Here is an 18,307-nt window from a genome sequence, read left to right as displayed (position 1 = left end):
ACGCGGCTTAAAAATTATAAGTAAGTGAGCGACTTCAAAAATGAGCAGAAAGATTGAGTTATTAGCCCCAGGTGGCGATGTAGAGGCGATTAAAGCAGCCATCGTAGCAGGAGCTAATGCGGTTTATTGTGGTTTGGACACCTTCAACGCTCGTAACAGAGCCTCTAACCTGTCGTTAGATGAATTGAATGGTGTGATTCGCCTTGCTCATGAATATGGCTGTGAAGTGTTCCTGACTCTTAACGTTGTGCTACTGGAGCATGAGATTAAGAGCATAACCAAATTACTGAACCAACTGGTGAACACAAAACTAGACGGTATCATCGTTCAAGACCTTGGTTTGTTCGATTTGGTTAAAAAGCATTTCCCATCGCTTGATGTTCACGCATCGACTCAATTAACCACACACAATGAAGGCCAGATTAAGTTCTTGTCTAAAATTGGCGCAACGCGCGTTAACTTGTCTCGTGAATTGAATCTGCCAGAAATCAAGATGCTAACTGAAGTTGCACATGACCACGACGTATTGACCGAAGTGTTTGTACACGGTGCTTTGTGTATCGCATTCTCAGGCCAATGTTATTCAAGTTCAGTAAGTGTGGGTAATTCAGGCAACCGTGGCCGTTGCAGCCAAGCGTGTCGTGACGAATACGAAATCACCGACGCAGGTAACAAGTTTCCACTTAACTTAAAAGATAACTCAGCGTACTACGACCTACCTGAATTAGTTGACGCGAAAGTCGACTCATTGAAAGTTGAAGGCCGCATCAAAGGCGCACACTACGTATACACAGTAGTTGATACGTGGCGCAAACAAATTGATAGCTTTGTAGAAAGTGGTTTGTTGATCGAAGACGACTCGAACCTGCACAAAGTATTCAACCGCGATTTCACCAACTCTTTCCTTAAAGGCAACTTAACGAAAGACATGTTCATCGATAACCCGCGTGACAACAGCATGAATTATGCCGTTGATAAAGCGACGAAAGAGAACAATGAAATCTCGGTTGTGCAAATTCAAGAAGTGACCAGCGATCTTTATGAATCTAAGAATGCGCTTGGTAGTGAAATGCGTGACAAGATTGAGTTTCTTGATATCCGTAAAACAGGGGTATCACTGTCGTTCAATGCAAAATTAGGCCAAGCCTTTACTGTGACGGTAACAACAGATAAAGAGAACTTTACGGTTCAATCTCAATCGTTATTGGCAACAGCTAAAGAGACTGCAATTACTCAATCGTTACTTGAGAAGCGTTTCAAATCAGTGAAGAGCGCTGTTCATACGCTTGAAAACTGCAACTACGACAACCTAGATGAAGGTCTGATTCTTCCTTTGAAAGAAGTATCGGTCTTAAAAGACGAAATCGACTTCATCTTAAACGGCTCTGTGAAAGTCATTAAGCACGTTGAAGTGCTTGCGTTACCACAACACCCTAAGGTCAACGAAAAGCCAACCATGTCGATGCTTATCGCTGATGTGGAAGACTTACACCTGTGTGATGTGACTGACGCTGATGTGTACTTCAAATTGCCAGAAAGCTTCAAGAAGCGTTGTAACAAATACATCGATATCTTAGCTGCAAACCCACGTCTAATTCCTTGGTTCCCAGCGGTATTGATCGGCAAAGATTACGACGAAGCGGTTCGTATCCTTGAAGAGATCAAGCCAGCTCGCATCGTGACCAACAACACGGGCATTGCTTACAAGGCTTACGAGATGGGTATTGAATGGGTTGCCGGCCCGTTTATGAATACGACTAACTCTCATGCATTGGTGACTCTGCAAGAAGAGTTGAACTGTGCTGGTGCCTTTATTTCGAACGAGATCAACAAAGGTCAGATTCGTCATATTCGCCGCCCTGAGAACTTCAAACTGTTCTATAGCATTTACCACCCAATCTTGATGATGACTAGCCGTCAGTGTTTCTTCCAAAGAACGGTTGGTTGTAACAAGCCAAGCATTGAAGCGGGTTGTATGTTGAAGTGTGAGAAAGCGACCACGATTACTAACGTGAAAGGCATCTCTTTTGCGGTAGATAAACAAAAGGGTGGCTACCCAAGCATTTACAACCACGAGCAGTTCTTAAACCATGACGCTGTAACGGATTTCTCTGGTCTGTTCGACGAATTCTTCATCGACTTAACTAACATCGGTGCTGGTTCGAAAGAAGTACAAGACAAGGCTGAGCTAATCAAGCATTTCCAAGGTTTGATTAACGGTGTTGATGGTTCACAACAGAACCTAGAGCAAATGGTTGAAGTTCGTACTAACGCTCAATACGTACAAGGTTTATAGGGTTCGAGGTCTATAGGGTTCAAGATTTGTAGTCTGCAAAGTCTGCAAGCTTCTAGGTTTATAGACCTCAAGGTTTAAAGTAATACGAACCAATAAATAGAAAAAAAGAGGCCACTCAATTGAGTGGCCTCTTTATGTTTAGGTCTCTTAAGAAGCATAAACGAGATCGGTGTTTAGTTGACGTATAGCGTTTATTCCGTCACGGCTTCTTGTTTGAAGCATGGACTTTTCAAGGTATTCATCTTTTCAATCTCACTCGTTAAACGTAGCGAGAGCAGCGCTTTTTGATTCGAAGCAAAATCAAACATCACAATAGTCGCAGTACCAATGGTCGTCAGTTTTTTCTGGACCTTGCTGACAATCGCGTATTCCATTGTGAATCGATCGTCTTGAATGTCTGTGACTCGAGAGCCAATCATCAGCGTATCTGGATACGTGACTGGGCGGAAATACTTACAGTAAGTGTCACCAAGTACAGGGCCGACTTTGGTGATAGCCATTTCTTCCATTAACTCGACGTGTTTAAAGAAATCTAAGCGAGCGGTCTCAAAATAACGAAAATAGACGGTGTTGTTTACGTGATTAAGCGCGTCCATTTCTCCCCAAGCGACAGGGATTTCTGTTACTACAGGGTAGTCAGATAATAGTGCTTCCATGCGAACTCTCTTATTTTTATCTGTGTAATTAATGTTATCTGGGTAATTAACGTTATCTGCTTATCCTTCATCGGGATAAGTTGTTATTGGAATAAAAACCCTACCGCTAAATTAACAAAACCGCAACACGTGTGATTCAAGTTTTTGAAGCTTGAAATCACACAATGTCAGGGACTTAGTGCTCAGTCCCTGAATAACCCGTTTCTCATTTACTTAATGACTTAACCGCTTTTGTTCTATAACTCAGCGACTGAGGTGTTTGAATTGCAGCTCAACCAAGCGCTGGTACAATTCGCAGCTATCGAGGAGTGACTGGTGGTTGCCAATGTCTACAAGCTGTCCTTGATCGAGTACCGCAATTTGGTCGGCGTGTTTAATTGTTGATAAACGGTGGGCGATAATGATCGTCGTTCTGCCACGCATTAATTCTTCTAATGCTTGCTGAACATGATGCTCACTTTCGCTATCTAGTGCACTAGTCGCTTCATCCAACAATAGAATATTTGGATCTTTCAAGATGGCACGTGCAATCGCAATACGTTGTCTCTGCCCGCCGGAAAGCCTTACACCACGCTCACCAAGAAAGCTGTGATAGCCTTCAGGTAGGTTTTGGATGAACTCATGTGCGTGCGCTTTTTTAGCTGCCTCAATAACTTGTCCATCAGTAGCATCGGGATTTCCGTATCGAATGTTATGGAACACATCGTTACTGAACAGAGCAGGTTGTTGCGGCACCAATGCCATCTGCTTTCTTAACTCGTTCGGGTCAAACTGGTTCAGTTCAACACCGCCTAACGTCACTTTTCCCACTTGCGGGTCGTAGAAACGTTGCAACAGTTCGAATAGGGTGGTTTTACCTGCGCCAGACGGGCCAACCAATGCCAACACTTTGCCTTCTTTCGCGGTCAGTGTGAGATTCTTTGTCGCTGGTTGATCGGGTCTTGATGGGTAACAGAAGGTCACATCGTTGAAAGCGACTTCTGGCGTTAGCTTATCAAGCGATGTTGGATTCTCAACTGGCGCAACAATATGGCTTTCAACTTGCAGAATCTCGATTAATCGCTCGGTCGCACCTGCCGCGCGTTGCAGTTCGCCCATCACTTCAGAAATAGTGCCTAAAGATGAAGCAACCATAATCGCGTAAAATACAAAAGCGGCGAGATCACCGGCAGACATTGTGCCGTTAATCACATCACTGCCGCCAACCCAAAGCATGCCTGCAATTGCACTGAACACAATAACAATCACACCAGAGATAAGAATCGCACGTTGTTTTACGCGCTGGCGACCAATCTCATAAGCCTTTTCCACTTCAACAGCGAATGACGCTTTCTCTTGCGCTTCTCGGCTGTAACTTTGCACTGTCTTGATGTGCTCAATCGCTTCGCCCGCATAAGAACCAACATCAGACATCGAGTCTTGGCTTTGTCGAGAGAGGGCTCTAACTCGTCGGCCATAAAACAAAATAGGCACTAAGATGAACGGCACTGAGGCTAATACAATAAGCGTTAGCTTAATATTGGTCGCAAACAGCATGATGATCGCGCCAATACACATTAATGCGCTGCGCATTGCCATTGAGAACGACGAACCAATGATGCTTTGAAGCAATGTCGTGTCGGTAGTGATACGCGACATGATATCGCCACTGCCATTGGTTTCGAAGTAGCTCGGGTGCAGTGTTACAACGTGGTTGAAAACCGATAGGCGAATATCCGCACTCACACGCTCCCCAACAGAAGAGACCAAATAGAAGCGGAAGAAGGTACCAATTGATATCAACACTACAACGACCATGATGAATTGAATCGCATTGCCTAAATCTTCTAATGAACGTTGACTAAAACCCTGATCAATAAGCAGACGAATCCCGTGGCCAACTGAAAGCGTTAAGCTTGCCGTAAAGATCAAGGCGAGTAGTGCGACGAGCACTCGACCTTTATAAGGCTGAATGAATTTGCTTAGCTCAAATAAAATGCTGAGGCTTTTTTTCTCTGGCGCTTGTTGAGTCGCTCGCTGAGTCTGTCGCTGGTTCGAGTCGAGCGTAGAAGAGACATCGTTTTGCATATGACTGCCTTAATGTGTTGTCGCTTTAAAAATAGATGGCTTATTACTTATGGCTTTTTGCCTGTACGGCGCGTTGTTCGCTGGGAAGTAATTGTTGTTGAGAATAGAACCCATTAAAGCATTTATTACCACTTCATGCTCCCTAGGAAACTCAATTTCCAATATTTCATCATCACTAAGTGCATAGTTCGAAACGACCTTAAAGGAAAATTAAGCATTCCGATCTAGTCAGTTCGATAGAAAAATGGGTATTTAACCCTGATTTTTATGCAATTAAATTGGCGTTAATAGGAGAGCGCACTCATAAGAAGGCAACCGATAGATGATTTATAATTGACAGTAAAACGTTTGCTTTTTATCTCGATGCTAGTTTTATCAATGACTTGTGATTTAAAGATGTAAGACCAGTCATAGCGACTGTTTTTTGTGCAATATCTGTTACATAAATCCAACAAAATAGTTTTTTATACATTTATCTTGCATAAAACGTCAATTTGAATAGAATAACCAACAAATGACAATTAATGCAGTATTGTGGCATGAGTATTCAAGTAAAGAGCATCAACAAATCATACGGTGATACCCAAGTTCTTCACGACATCAGTTTTAACTGTGAGAGTGGCGAAACCTTGGTATTGCTTGGCCCAAGCGGCGCAGGCAAGAGTTCACTACTGCGTGTTTTGAACCTATTGGAAATCGCGGACAACGGCGAATTGGACATTGCGAACGAGCAATTCGATTTTGCAGGTCAGATCCAAGAAAAACAGGGTCTGAAACTACGTCGTAAAGTCGGCATGGTGTTCCAGCAATACAATTTATGGCCACACATGACAGTAATGGAGAACTTAATTGAAGCTCCTACCAAGGTTGCAGGCTTAGACAAGCAAGAAGCAATTGCACAAGCGAAAACGGTATTGACCACTTTACAACTTGCAGACAAAGCTGATGCTTGGCCACTTCAACTCTCTGGCGGCCAACAACAGCGTGTCGCGATTGCGCGTGCATTGATGATGAAGCCAGATGTACTGCTATTTGATGAACCAACCGCAGCACTCGACCCTGAGATCACCAACCAAGTCGTTAGCATTATTAAAGAGCTAAGTGGCACGGGGATTACTCAAGTTGTTGTGACACACGAAGTGGAGTTCGCCAAGAAGATTGCAAGCCACGTTCTTTACCTCGAAAAAGGTTACATCGTTGAACACGGCACCAGCGATTCATTCGTTAATCCGCAGACGCCAGAGTTTGCCGAGTATCTTACTCATTAAGTAAGTCACGTATTAAAAGAAAGTTGACTCACTAGATTTAGCTAAACACAACATCGATCAAAACAATCAAATTATAAGAATGGCCACAGGCCGCTATCAAACAGTATTCGGAGTAACAAAATGAAAAAGATTCTACTAGCTTCACTTATCGGCCTTGCTTCTTTCAACGCAGCGGCACAAGAAGAAATCAAATTCGCAATGGAAGCAACTTACGCACCATTCGAATACATGGACGAGAACAATCAAATCCAAGGTTTTGACGTAGACCTAGCAAACGCACTTTGTGAAGAATTGAAAGCAACGTGTACTTTCCACAACCAAGCATTCGATAGCTTAATTCCTGCTCTTAAATTCAAACGTTACGATGCGGCTATCTCGGCAATGGACATCACTGAAGCGCGTCTTCAACAAGTGAACTTCTCTGATGCTTATTACGATAACTCAGCAGCATTCATCTCTTTCGAAGGTAAAGTAGCAGGCCAAGCAGCACTTGAAGGTAAGCGTGTTGGTGTTCAAAACGGTTCTACTCACCAGAGCTTCCTACTGGAGCAAATGACGGGCGTAACAGCGGTACCTTACTCAAGCTACCAAGATGCATTCATCGACATGAAAAACGGTCGTATCGATTCTGTATTCGGTGACACAGCCGTTGTAGCGGAATGGTTCAAGAAAGAAGACAACCTAACGTACGTTGGCGACCAAGTAACGAACCAAGAATACTTCGGTAACGGCTTTGGTATTGCAGTAAACAAGAGCAACCCAGAGCTAGTTGCACAGCTGAACACAGCACTTGCAGCAGTGAAAGCGAACGGCGAATACGACAAGATCTTCAACAAGTACTTCGGTAAATAATATGCAGTTAACGGGTTACTCTTTAGGGCTCGTCGAAGCAAGCTGGATGACAGTTCAGCTTGCGTTCGTAAGTCTATTGGTTGGATTAGTTTTAGCGGTACTGTTTGCTGGCGGTGAAATGTCTCGCCGTATTGCAATCAAATGGCCGACAACCGCGTTCGTGACTATCGTACGTGGCCTACCAGAAATCTTGGTGGTTTTGTTTATCTACTTTGGTTCAACACAAGTGCTCTTCATGATCACTGGTGACTTTATTGAAGTTAGCCCGTTCTTATCTGGTGTTGTTGCGTTGTCACTTATCTTCGCTTCTTACGCTTCACAAACCATTCGTGGTGCATTGAAAGCAGTAAGTAAAGGGCAGAGAGAAGCGGCGAGTGCATTGGGTATTCCTCAATCTCGCGCATTCTTTGGAATTGTATTACCACAAGCAGTAAGGCACGCATTACCAGGTTTAACCAACCAATGGTTAGTCTTATTGAAAGACACCGCGTTAGTATCCTTGATCGGCGTGACCGATCTATTGAAACAAGCACAATTAACATCAGCAGCTACGCACGAAGCATTCACTTGGTACGCGACAGCAGCAGCTATCTACTTAATCATCACTTTAATTACGCAAAGATTGGTGAAAGTGATTGATGGCAAGTTCTCTATTCAAGGTTTGGGTAACAAAGGGGCAATGGCATGAATCAACAATACCTCTCTCAAATGCTTGAAGGCTTAGCGACCAGCCTTCAACTGACAGGCGCTTCTTTGCTTGTAGGTTGTATCTTGTCACTACTGATGACAGTAACACTGATCCTAAGATTACCAGTAATACATTGGTTCACTCGTGGCCTTATTACGCTGTTCACCGGCACACCATTATTGGTGCAAATCTTCTTGGTGTATTACGGCCCGGGTCAGTTCGATTGGATTCGTGAAAGCTTCCTATGGACATGGTTAAGTCAACCTTGGTTCTGTGCGATGTTGGCATTAGCTTTGAACACCGCAGCGTACAGTACGTTACTGTTCAGAGGTGCATTCAACGCCATTCCAGCAGGGCAGTGGGAAGCATGTCGCGCACTAGGCATGGACAAAATCGCAACGCTTAAAGTGTTGCTGCCATACGCACTACGCCGCGCCGTTCCAGCTTACTCAAATGAAGTAATTCTAGTCTTCAAAGGCACGTCACTGGCAAGCACCATCACCATCATGGATTTGATGGGCTACGCTCAGCGTATCAACGGCCAAACCTACGACACACTCACCGTGTTCGGTATTGCTGGTGCATTTTACTTAGCAGTAAACGGCGTACTAACGCTGATCTTCCGCCAAGTAGAGAAGAAAGCCCTAGCATTCGAAGCCGCGTAAGCTAGCTACTCACAACCTTAACTAACGTTAAAAGCCTGCCATTTATGTTCGCATAGATGGCAGGCTTTTTTGTGTTTGGGGTACGCGTACGACTACTGTGTTTATATCCAGTTGGGCGGTTTTCTTGCGAAATTCATACTATATGGAAATATTCTGAACTTTATCATTCAATGAGTCTATCTATGTTTTAAGTCACTGAAATTCTGTGATTAATTGTGGTAGAGTTCTGACCATATGAAACTAGATAGAATGATTCTGTATTTAAGTGCAGAATTTTTCTGTCTAATAGCTGTTATATTTCTCCGAGGTACTATGAGCTGCATTGAACAGTTAGCAGAAGAAGATAAAATTAATCTTTTTTCATCGATTTTTTCTGAAAATTATTTTTTATGGATCGGTTCTGGGTTTTCTTACAATTTTGGTTTCGGCAGTTGGGAAGACGTTTTAATCAAAATAAGCGAGACAATAGAATATCCATTAAAGTTAGACGTTAAGAATCCTCTCAAGGCAGCAGAGCTGTTATGTTCATTTGCTATTCACCACCTAAAATATGACGAATATAAATTCAATTCTCTAGTTGCTGATGTTTTACTAGAATTAAAGAAGGATGATGTTAAACCTGATTGGATTAGAAGATTTAGAGCATTTTCTCCTAAAACAATTGTAACGACAAATTGGGATGATCAATTAGAAACCATATTTGATAACTTAGTGAATGTAGTTGTCAGGAAAGGTAAATCGCCTCAAGTATCAAATAAAGGTCGAAATATCTTTAAGATACATGGTGATGTAGGGCGTCCTGAAAGTATTGTTGTGACTCAAAGTCAATATTTCTCATTTCAAAGAGAAGACACGTACTTAAATAGAAAAATTTATACTTTATTTTCTGAAGCGTCCCCGATATTTCTTGGTTATAGCCTGACGGATCCTAATGTTAGCTTTTTATATGATGAGGTTTATGCACATTTAGGAGAAGAAAAGCCACCTGCGTATATGGTTGTACACCCAAGCGTTGAAGATAGCGTATTAGAAGAATCAAAGCTTCTATTTCAAGATAAAAATATACATATAATTAAAGCTGAGATAGGGGAGTTCTTAGAAGACTTATCAACGGAATATAGAAAATACAAGAAGTCTTCAAAACGCTTTTTTGTTGAACATGAGAATATCGAAAGTAGACTAAGACAGATTGTAACTCTCATCATTGATAAAAAGAAAATAACTAATGAAAAAATATTAGAAATATTCAGTAATCAGGATTCGAGGCGCCAAGCAGTTAGTGCCTTTGTTGAATTGATGTCCAAACAATTTCTTTATACTGAGTTTGGTGGAGAGCTACTTGCTCCAGAAAATAGAATGTCATACCGTGAAATAAATCAGTTGATTCAGACAATTATATGTATGACTAATGACTGTGGTTATCCTGATTTTGAGACTAAAGAAAAGTTTCATAAGTCTGTAATGACGCTATGCGCAGAATCAGATGGTGTGATCTGCTCCAGTAAGACTGGACACCGCATTAAGCGACATATTGTTTTTCAAAGTTAACTGGGCTTAGATACCCAAGAGCACTGTGCCTTCTTGTTCGATTATAATCAACTTCGATGTATTCAAAGAGTGCTTGACGCATCTCTTCTCGGGTCATTATCGACTCGTATTGGACGGCTTCTACTTTCATTGAGTGGAAAAAGCTTTCAACACAAGCGTTGTCCCAGCAATTTCCCTTCCTACTCATACTTTGCTTTAGATTATGAGCTGCGATTAAGTCGCGGTAGTCTTTTGAACAATATTGGCTACCTCTATCACTATGGATAATCACTTCTTCTGGCATGCCTCTGCGGAACAATGCCATTGATAGCGCATCACAGACCAGAGTTGCGGTCATTCTGGTACTCATTGACCAACCAACTACTTGCCGTGAGTACAAGTCGATAACAACGGCTAAATACATCCAGCCTTCGCTTGTCGCTAGATAAGTGATATCTCCAGCCCATTTTTGGTTTGGTGCTGTCGCATTAAAGTCTTGCTCAAGCAAATTCGGGGCTACAGGAAGTCTATGCTTACTGTCTGTCGTACATTTGAATTTACGGGCGGCCTTCGCAACTAACCCCTGACGCCTCATGCTCGCGGCGATGGTTTTTACATCGTGTTTATTACCATTTTCTTCAAGTTCTTTTTGAATGCGCCTTGCACCATCACGCTCCTTTTTATCATCAAAGACTTCACGAACTTTGCTATCAAGCTGCTTTCGGTGTTCGTTGCGTTGGGTGACTTTATGCCGATTATCAATCCAATAATAAAACCCACTTCGAGAAACCCCAAACACCTTAGCCATACGGACAACCTTATACTGCATCAGGTGTTCGAGCATAAACTCATAGCAATCTACTTTAGATTTTTCGCGAAGTAGGTGGCGGCCTTTTTTACGATATCTAGCTCTTCAGCTTGCTCTGCCAATAATCGTTTGAGTTTGGCATTTTCAGTGGCTAGTTCCTTTTCTCTATCGCTGATTTTCGCATCTTTTTTGACGGCTTTACGCCACCCATAAATTTGAGATTCATATAGCGAAAGCTGTCGTGCGGCGGCAGCGACACCGACTTTCTCTGCTAACTTAAGCGCTTCGGCTTTAAATTCAGGAGCATGTTTAATTCGTGTTTTCTTAGTTGTCATTGTTCACCTCGTTAGTGATTGTACTCACTTAACTCAGTGTCCAAAACTTCTGGTGCGGATCAGATAGAAGGAGTCCATATCATTCGTTATATTTTTTATCGAGAATTATATGAAAAAATTATTGTTATCAACTATTGGTTTAGTAATGGTCGCTGGTTGCCAGTCTACACCGGTTCAGAACGAAGAAACGACAATAGCTGATGTGTTAAAAGCTTCAGTTAACGCAATTAACAAAATTGCACCACAAATGGTTGATAGTGAGACCCGAATTGATAGTTCGTATGCACTTGAAAATAAGTTGGTGTATAAATACACCTTGATAAATTACAGCGTGGATGATTTCGATACTGAAAAAGTCCAAGAAATAATTACTAAGCAAGTAACCTGTTTTGTTTGTACTTCGCCAGGGATGGAATATTTTGTAGATAATGCTATCGATATTTCTTACCGTTACTACGATAAAGATAGTAAATACATCACGGAAGCTAATGTAGAAACGGCTGACTGTTCAAAAATCTAACAAGTCACTCAAAAACGGAAAGATTACAGTTAGCTCTCGCTTGTGCCTCGCACATTTTAGCCAACCGTATTTTTTCGCTTAGCTTAGCGTTATAAATGAGGCGGTGTAATGGTTATTAAAGCGTTCAAAGCACAGTATCGATTACCGATGAAATATCAAAAAATCACGTCTTATGTTGGCTTTTTTGGTGTAATTTTGGGCATCTTCATCTGTATTAAATCAAGCATGCTGTTAACAGGTTGGTTTGGCGTTGATCTTAATTTACCGTTAAGCCAATTAGATGGTTCAGAGTATGGTGTTTATCAATTTCTAGGTTCACAGATCTTAGTGCTAGTATTGTCGGTGTATGCTGGTGTTGTATGTGTCGCGAGTGTTTTTTCGTTAGTAATGTGCCTTTTAGGCAAGTTTAGTTTACGTGAAGCAATTAGTTATACGTTGTTCTCTAAATTTCCTAAGGCATGGATGAATCCATACTCAAATTTATAACAAACCATTTAAGTAGATTCGCAACGCTTGGTATTTAAGGTTTAAATCGGCTTTAGGGATTACGGCACAATTAAGCACCACATAAGTGTGGCAGATCCTCCCCGGTAGGGCGAATCCATGTCATTCGTTATGTGTAATCTATAGTTCAGGGAAAGAATGAAAGTACTTATAGCAGGAGCCAATGGGTATATTGGTAGCCACGTGACTAAGATGTTTGTCGAAAGTGGTTTTGAAGTTTCGATCTACAGCAGGACTAGCGGTGTTTTACCTCCTGCTCGCAAGCTTACGAAAGTGCCATCAGATTTTTCTGGTTACTTTGATATCGTTATAAATTGTGCTCGCCCACATTGGTCAGAATTTTCGCCGGAGGAAATAGCGGATATAGAGTCCAAGCTACTAACGCAGTTGGATAGATTAGCTGCTGAAGGAGCGACAAAAATCCACACATCGGGTGTTTGGCTATTTGGTAATGCTTCTCACAATGACCTCAAAGAGTTTAGGCTTAAGCCTCTAGAGGCGGTAAAACCGGACACAGTTACAATCGGTTGCGCTATCAAAAAGAAGTGGCATGTTGTTTACTGTCCTAGTTTGGTTTATGGCGGAGAAAACTGTCAGCTAAAGCGAATCGTAGATTCCTTATCTGACCAAACTCTTCAAGTAGCGATACCATCTCAAGGTTATAACCAATATATCCATGTTAATGACATCGCTAGATTTTATTTGGCATTGGTTCAAGGTAAACATCCGGCTATACAGCACTTTATTGCTGAGACGGTGGGATATAGTCCTGAATTGTTCTCCCAGTTGTTACTAGACTTTCAAATTGTAAAGCATGTTTACAAGAGCAGTTGGAGTGACTTTGAGAAATACCATGGCTCTTCGGCAGTGGAAATTGAAAAGCTGAATCTTAAACTTCCAATTAGCTCTTTGTTTGAACCGAAAGAGTTCTTAAGGAAGTACATAGAAAATTACACATAACAAGCGTTTAGGGCTGATTCCCAACACTTGGCATTTTCAGTTCAAGTCGGGTTTGTGTTTACGGTGTAATGGTTTAGGTTTGGTGGTCTTCGTTGATCATTACTTAACTCGGCGTTATATGTTTCATCAATTTAGGAGCTATTTCAATGTCATATTCTGAGGCTAGTTGTCTTTGTGGTGTGGTAAAAATCAAGGCTGAAAACATCAATCCTAAGTTTACGGTTTGCCATTGTCAGTCATGTCGAACTTGGGGAGGTACTCCATTTTTTGCTGTGAAATGTGGTACTCAAGTGAAAATAGAAGGGGTTGATAAAGTAAAAATGTACAAGTCTTCCTCTTGGGCTTCTCGAGGTTTTTGTTCTGAGTGTGGCACCCATTTGTTCTATAAATTCAAAGAAACAGGCGAGTACAATATGCCAGTTGGTTTGTTTCCAGATTTAGAAGGGTTGGAAATGGACATACAGTATTTTAGTGACATGCGCCCAAGCTATTATTGCTTTGCGAATGAAACTAAGGAAATGACTACCGAAGAAATCATGACTTACTTTGCGGATAAGGTGTAATCAGATATATACAAGCATTTAACCTGATTTACAACGCGTGGCAGTTTTACTTCTAATAGGTTTCAGTGATTAAGGCGCAATGCAGAGCCTCTGTATTACGTTGCTCATACTTAAACATAGCCATATAAGCTCGTCTTACGAACTTCAATCTGATTGGACCTATAATTTGAGTCTGTTAATGATGTGGCCAGCATTACCAATATATTTACTCACAAGCGTGATAGGTTTTTGGGGATAACAAAAGAAACTGTCGCGATATGCGAACTGAATTTAACGTAAAGAAGGGATGATATGGTTGTACTTAGAGTGATGCGCGAAGAAGAATATCCGGCTTATTGTCAGTATTTTATTGATGATTACAGTCAGGAGATAGCGAAGAACTATGGGCATTCTTTAGACGTCGCCATCGAATTAGCGAAAAAGGACTTGATCCGTTGTTTCCCCAAGAGGCTTCAAGGTAATGAACATTCGCTATTGTGCATTGATGCAGAAATGGATGGTGAGGCTAAGTTAGTGGGTTATCTCTGGCACTCAATAAACGTCAGTGATCAATCCACTTTTATATACGACTTCTTTGTTTCGAGTGAGTGTCGAGGTTTAGGCTACGGCACTCAGTCAATTTCTGCTTTGGAAATTCAACTAAAAGCTATTGGTATCAATCAAATAAAACTTAGGGTTGCTTATCACAATGAACGCGCGCTGAAGTTATATAAAGATGTTGGCTTTGAGGTTACAGGTTTCAACATGTCAAAAAAAATCGGTGGATAGTCTCTACATCACAATCAACTTAAACATACTGACTACGCTTATCATTTCTAACTTGGTTTAGCTTCTTGGATTTTGGTGGTAAGTTTGATTTTGGCGATAAGTTTGAGTGCGTTGGTAACGTTGTTCGTTATCTGATAGGGCGTTTATTCTGTTTATAATTTCTGGTGGTTTATGAAAGTTAGAGCAATGAGTCCAGCTGATTTATCAGCCTTATATGATATTTATATTGAGAAGGAAGTAGTTAACAACAATCGCTACTCACCCGATATAAAACGGGAAGAATTCGACTTAATGTTCAATGGTAGCCAGCACAATTTCGTGGCTGTTGAAACCGGTGGAGAAGTGTTTGGGCACTTGGCTATTATCACGACTGAAAAACCAAGACTCAAGCATTCGGCGTCTTTTGGTATTGTTGTCGCCAAAGCGTCACGAGGCAAAGGCGTTGGTCGTTTCTTAATGGAGCACTTGTTATCTTATTGTGAGAATGAACTCGATTTAGCTCGTATTGAATTAGAAGTTCACGCTAACAACAAAGCGGCACTGGCGTTGTACAAATCATTCGGTTTTGAAATCGAAGGTACAAAGCGTAAAGCTGTACTCGTTGAAGAAGAATTAATAGATATAGTTATGATGTCAAGAGTTTGAGCTTGAATCCAATAAGTTTAATAAGCTGCAGGAGTGTTTGAGAATGTTCATTTTTAATTCTATTAAACCGATAATCAATGGCGCTGTGCTATGCCCCGAATTAGCTGCATTTTTAGCTGAAAACAAAAGTGATTTCGAACGTAAGCTCATCCCAGATTTATCCCACATAGATCATATGGCTCACAACCCAAATGGTATTGTAATCAGAAATGTTTCCTACAATAGCGGTGAACAGTACCAGCTTGATTATTCGTTCGACTGGGAAGTTTTTCGTGGTTGTTCTGATATGAATGAAGAGGGCGTTGAGCGCGGAAGTGTTTTGTTCACTCTTAACGTGAATGGTGTCCTTGAAATTGCTTTTCCCGCGCACCAAGAGCGCGATACTCATGATGAGTTTTAGCCTTTCTGTAGAATAGACACTTAATGCGTGGCGCTTTCATTATATTTTACCCAACTTCAGATAACGTTATATGAACAAGGACAGTTTATGAGTCAACAAGAAATTTTTATAGGGTTTATTGCTTATGGGCTTATCAGTAGCGTGATTGGATTTTTTACATTTTTTGTCATCAAAAACGCTAAGTTCAAACAAGCGTTGTGGACTTTCCAGACTGTTACTTTTGGTGTTTTCTTAATCGGCTATATCTATTTCTCGGGCGGTGGAGGAGCAAAATTGTTGGTCTGGGTTCCATTGGTTACTTTAGTTTCCATTTACAATGTCCACTCTTTGAAATTTTGTGGTTCTTGTGGAAAAACTAACGTAAGAAAAAGCGGATTGTCATCCATTAAATCATGTAGTGACTGTGGTAATGCTTTATAGTAAAGCTAAGAAATATCAGACGTTTGTTCATTTTAGTTTCAGCCTTAAAAGGAAGTTGTATGAATTTAGATAAAGCTAAAAAACGTATCGCGAAGCAGGTTAAAAAAGGCGACAACGGATACCCAAAAATCACGTTAGCGTATTACGGAACGACCAAAGATCTCGCAACGGAAGTCGCAGTTCAATTTATGCTGGGTGAGGGCGATGGTGTCCAGGAAGAGCGTTTTTCTTGCGAAACCGAAATCCGAGATAATGAGCTAATCCAAACGACGCTGCTCAAGATAATCGAGCGCGCTAATGTTAACTCAGTAATTGAAGTTGAAGGCGTAGCTGTTCTTTAGTTTGGTTCGTATCCGAGAGTTTATGAGTTGTCGTCGTTGTCTAGGTAATGCGGTATTACATGGGTTCGTTGAGTCAGGATATTTAAAGTAATGCACGTAAGAAAAGCAGATCTTCACGAGTTAGATACCATTTATACAATGGGCTTCGATGTTTGGGGTGATGGCTTGACGTTAGACGATTACTTAACAGGTTGTCGTAAAAGTGAAAAGTACTTATCTGGGACTTGGTATGTGTTAATCGAGAAGGATAGAGTCGTGTCGTCTCTTATCGTTTACAGTGACATGTTTGGCCTTGCAAAAGGATGTTCGGTATTGGCTCTTTGGCTACGCCTCAAGAATTACGACACCAAGGCTATGCGTCTGAATTGATCAACTTGGTAAAAACGGAGTTATTCACTCGTCATACTTGTAAGGCTTTATACCTACACAGCGACATTGAGCATCAATTTTACAATAGGCTTGGCTTTGTGGGCATAGTAGGCTCAGATTGTATGTATATTTCAAGCGACTCTTTTGAGTTTGATGGACGAATACCAGATTACTTCTAGGCGTGAGTATTTCGATTCGTTATAAAAAGCGGGGCTTAGAAGGTTAAGTGTATCCGAAGTGTTTTACTCATAATTTATCAAGGAAGAAACGTTATGAAATTAGCTCAGTTAAATATCGCTTTGGCGAAATACCCGTTAGATGCGCCAGAAATCAAAGAATTTGTCGATAACTTAGAGTTGGTTAATGGAATCGCAGAAAGCAGTGAAGGGTTCGTTTGGCGTCTGAAAGATGAATCTGGTGACGCAACCAATATCAAAGCTTTTGATGATCCAAATATGATTGTGAACATGTCGGTGTGGGACTCTGTGGATTCGTTAAAGAACTTCATGTTCCGCACGCATCACCGTGATTTTATGCGCCGAAAGGGTGATTGGTTTCATCGTTTACCTAAAGATACTTATGTTCTTTGGTGGATTGAAGAAGGCCATACTCCAACGCTAGAAGAAGCGATAGAGCGACTTGAACGCCTCCGAGGAATCGGTGATACGCCATATGCCTTCACTTTTAAAACCAATTTTACAGTATCAGAAGCGCCAAAGTAGCGTTTATATAGCCTTCGAGAGGTTTTATTATGCTGAAAATGAAAAGTAGTGTATGCAGTGTGTTGATTCGGTTTTAGCATGGGTGCTACCGCTTCAACACTGGAAGAGTGTGCCAAACTCCTTCCTGATGGTCACACTTATAAAGTAGAGCGTAGATAAGACAGAGAAGGATCCAACGGTGAAAGGCAGTTTTGGTGTGACGGGCGGAGCCGATGCGCCAGATACTTTCGATATCGGTGATTTTGTCGAGTGCGCTGGTCCTCTGATCAAAACCGTAGATACAGACAGCAACGAAGCGTCTAATTCCTAGTCATTGGTTGTCGCGTAAATAGTTCACTTTCGTCATGGAAGACATGATCAGGGGTACTTAAACTAGGTTGAGGTGAATAGGGTAATTATGGGCGATTATTTAGATATTTGGTTTACGGTTACCTCCTTAGTTTTTATTGTAAGCTTACTTTCAGTTCTTTTTGTTGGGGTCTGGCGTAAAAATATAAAAGCGTTGATTCTATTAAGTGGAGTCGCAGCAATCAGTATCGTTCTGTTTCTCTCTCAGAAGTATCAAATCCGAAAAATCCTCGCTGAAGAGCTGAGCGTGTCGAGTTTCGTTGTGGAGGCTCATGAGGAGTTTGAGGAATCTAAATTGTTAGATTCTTTGAGAAGTAGTAACTACGTAACGATGAATAGAACGAAACCTTTGTCAAAAAGTAAAGTACGTATTGTGATTAACTCTGGCGAGGTTGAGTTATTGATAGCTCAAGACTCTAAGAACGAAGAACTGTTTTGGGTCTATTACCCTAAATACCGATTTAGTCGTTTAAACCCAGTTGGAAAGGTACGTATCCGTTAAACATGGGTGCACAATTGCCACAGCAACTTTCAGTAACAAAAATACCGCCGACGATATCGGCGGTATTTTTTATTAGGCTTATT

At 41.3% G+C, this 18,307-nt stretch carries 20 protein-coding genes and 2 pseudogenes; 19 read left to right on the top strand and 3 right to left on the bottom strand.

Annotation, left to right across the window (positions count from 1 at the left end; all coding sequences use genetic code 11):
- The first annotated feature begins 40 nt into the window (after positions 1-40).
- Positions 41-2,296, top strand: a complete 2,256-nt coding sequence (locus OCV36_RS08115; RefSeq protein WP_135458392.1) for a peptidase U32 family protein — start codon at positions 41-43, stop codon at positions 2,294-2,296.
- A 191-nt stretch (positions 2,297-2,487) separates the two neighbouring features.
- Here the strand turns inward: OCV36_RS08115 and OCV36_RS08110 are convergent, their stop codons facing one another.
- Positions 2,488-2,952, bottom strand: a complete 465-nt coding sequence (locus OCV36_RS08110) for an acyl-CoA thioesterase (protein ID WP_135458390.1) — start codon at positions 2,950-2,952, stop codon at positions 2,488-2,490.
- Positions 2,953-3,195: 243 nt separating this feature from the next.
- Positions 3,196-5,019, bottom strand: a complete 1,824-nt coding sequence (locus OCV36_RS08105; protein ID WP_135458389.1) for an ABC transporter ATP-binding protein/permease — start codon at positions 5,017-5,019, stop codon at positions 3,196-3,198.
- A gap of 539 nt (positions 5,020-5,558) precedes the next feature.
- Between OCV36_RS08105 and artP the strand changes: the two genes are divergently transcribed.
- From artP to OCV36_RS08080, 5 genes are all read left to right on the top strand, one after another.
- The gene (gene artP, locus OCV36_RS08100) at positions 5,559-6,287 is read left to right on the top strand and encodes an arginine ABC transporter ATP-binding protein ArtP (RefSeq protein ID WP_102552747.1); all 729 of its coding nucleotides are present in this window, start codon (positions 5,559-5,561) and stop codon (positions 6,285-6,287) included.
- Between the two features lie 120 nt (positions 6,288-6,407).
- Positions 6,408-7,139, top strand: coding sequence for a lysine/arginine/ornithine ABC transporter substrate-binding protein (locus OCV36_RS08095; protein ID WP_135458387.1), 732 nt, complete (start codon positions 6,408-6,410; stop codon positions 7,137-7,139).
- A gap of 1 nt (position 7,140) precedes the next feature.
- Entirely contained in the window at positions 7,141-7,827 is a 687-nt protein-coding gene (artQ, locus tag OCV36_RS08090; RefSeq protein ID WP_135458385.1) for an arginine ABC transporter permease ArtQ, read from the top strand.
- Positions 7,824-8,492 (top strand): arginine ABC transporter permease ArtM, encoded by a 669-nt coding sequence (artM, locus tag OCV36_RS08085; protein ID WP_017074936.1) that lies wholly within the window; start codon positions 7,824-7,826, stop codon positions 8,490-8,492. The genes artQ and artM overlap by 4 nt, the downstream gene beginning before the upstream one ends.
- 234 nt (positions 8,493-8,726) lie before the next feature.
- Positions 8,727-10,040 carry an SIR2 family NAD-dependent protein deacylase gene (locus OCV36_RS08080; protein WP_245300940.1) on the top strand — a complete coding sequence of 438 codons (1,314 nt, stop codon included), beginning with the start codon at positions 8,727-8,729 and terminating at the stop codon, positions 10,038-10,040.
- On the opposite strand, the gene OCV36_RS08075 is transcribed toward OCV36_RS08080, so the two are convergent.
- Positions 10,012-11,162, bottom strand: a protein-coding gene (locus tag OCV36_RS08075) for an IS3 family transposase (protein ID WP_226980827.1) whose coding sequence is annotated in 2 segments (ribosomal slippage) — positions 10,012-10,919 and positions 10,919-11,162 — 1,152 coding nt in all. Because the reading frame shifts where the segments join, the coding sequence is not laid out codon by codon here. The genes OCV36_RS08080 and OCV36_RS08075 overlap by 29 nt on opposite strands.
- A 109-nt stretch (positions 11,163-11,271) precedes the next feature.
- On the opposite strand from OCV36_RS08075, the gene OCV36_RS08070 reads away from it, so the two are divergent.
- From OCV36_RS08070 to OCV36_RS08010, 13 genes and pseudogenes are all read left to right on the top strand, one after another.
- A complete protein-coding gene (locus OCV36_RS08070; RefSeq protein ID WP_135458131.1) occupies positions 11,272-11,682 on the top strand; it encodes a hypothetical protein in 411 nt (136 codons plus the stop codon).
- Between the two features lie 108 nt (positions 11,683-11,790).
- Entirely contained in the window at positions 11,791-12,168 is a 378-nt protein-coding gene (locus OCV36_RS08065) for a hypothetical protein (protein ID WP_017074924.1), read from the top strand.
- 156 nt (positions 12,169-12,324) lie between these two features.
- Positions 12,325-13,146, top strand: coding sequence for an NAD-dependent epimerase/dehydratase family protein (locus OCV36_RS08060; RefSeq protein WP_029225050.1), 822 nt, complete (start codon positions 12,325-12,327; stop codon positions 13,144-13,146).
- A gap of 146 nt (positions 13,147-13,292) precedes the next feature.
- The gene (locus tag OCV36_RS08055; protein ID WP_135458133.1) at positions 13,293-13,709 is read left to right on the top strand and encodes a GFA family protein; all 417 of its coding nucleotides are present in this window, start codon (positions 13,293-13,295) and stop codon (positions 13,707-13,709) included.
- 291 nt (positions 13,710-14,000) lie between these two features.
- A complete protein-coding gene (locus tag OCV36_RS08050) occupies positions 14,001-14,477 on the top strand; it encodes a GNAT family N-acetyltransferase (protein WP_135458135.1) in 477 nt (158 codons plus the stop codon).
- Between the two features lie 186 nt (positions 14,478-14,663).
- Positions 14,664-15,122 carry a GNAT family N-acetyltransferase gene (locus tag OCV36_RS08045; protein WP_135458250.1) on the top strand — a complete coding sequence of 153 codons (459 nt, stop codon included), beginning with the start codon at positions 14,664-14,666 and terminating at the stop codon, positions 15,120-15,122.
- 43 nt (positions 15,123-15,165) lie between these two features.
- Positions 15,166-15,522 carry a hypothetical protein gene (locus OCV36_RS08040; protein WP_135458137.1) on the top strand — a complete coding sequence of 119 codons (357 nt, stop codon included), beginning with the start codon at positions 15,166-15,168 and terminating at the stop codon, positions 15,520-15,522.
- 87 nt (positions 15,523-15,609) lie between these two features.
- On the top strand, positions 15,610-15,942 hold the full coding sequence (locus tag OCV36_RS08035; protein WP_135458139.1) for a hypothetical protein: 333 nt from the start codon (positions 15,610-15,612) through the stop codon (positions 15,940-15,942).
- A 59-nt stretch (positions 15,943-16,001) separates the two neighbouring features.
- Positions 16,002-16,283, top strand: coding sequence for a hypothetical protein (locus tag OCV36_RS08030; RefSeq protein ID WP_108339090.1), 282 nt, complete (start codon positions 16,002-16,004; stop codon positions 16,281-16,283).
- A gap of 90 nt (positions 16,284-16,373) precedes the next feature.
- Positions 16,374-16,831 (top strand): annotated as a pseudogene (locus tag OCV36_RS08025) (GNAT family N-acetyltransferase).
- Between the two features lie 93 nt (positions 16,832-16,924).
- Complete coding sequence (locus OCV36_RS08020) at positions 16,925-17,374, top strand: DUF3291 domain-containing protein (RefSeq protein WP_135458141.1); 450 nt, start codon at positions 16,925-16,927, stop codon at positions 17,372-17,374.
- Between the two features lie 26 nt (positions 17,375-17,400).
- Positions 17,401-17,684 (top strand): annotated as a pseudogene (locus OCV36_RS25460) (hypothetical protein).
- An 87-nt stretch (positions 17,685-17,771) separates the two neighbouring features.
- Positions 17,772-18,224, top strand: a complete 453-nt coding sequence (locus tag OCV36_RS08010) for a hypothetical protein (RefSeq protein ID WP_135458143.1) — start codon at positions 17,772-17,774, stop codon at positions 18,222-18,224.
- Positions 18,225-18,307 lie beyond the last annotated feature (83 nt).

Source organism: Vibrio echinoideorum (assembly GCF_024347455.1).
In the GTDB taxonomy this organism is placed as follows: Bacteria; Pseudomonadota; Gammaproteobacteria; order Enterobacterales; family Vibrionaceae; genus Vibrio; species Vibrio echinoideorum.
Note: the sequence above shows the minus strand (reverse complement) of the source record. Positions and strands in the feature narration are given on the sequence as shown.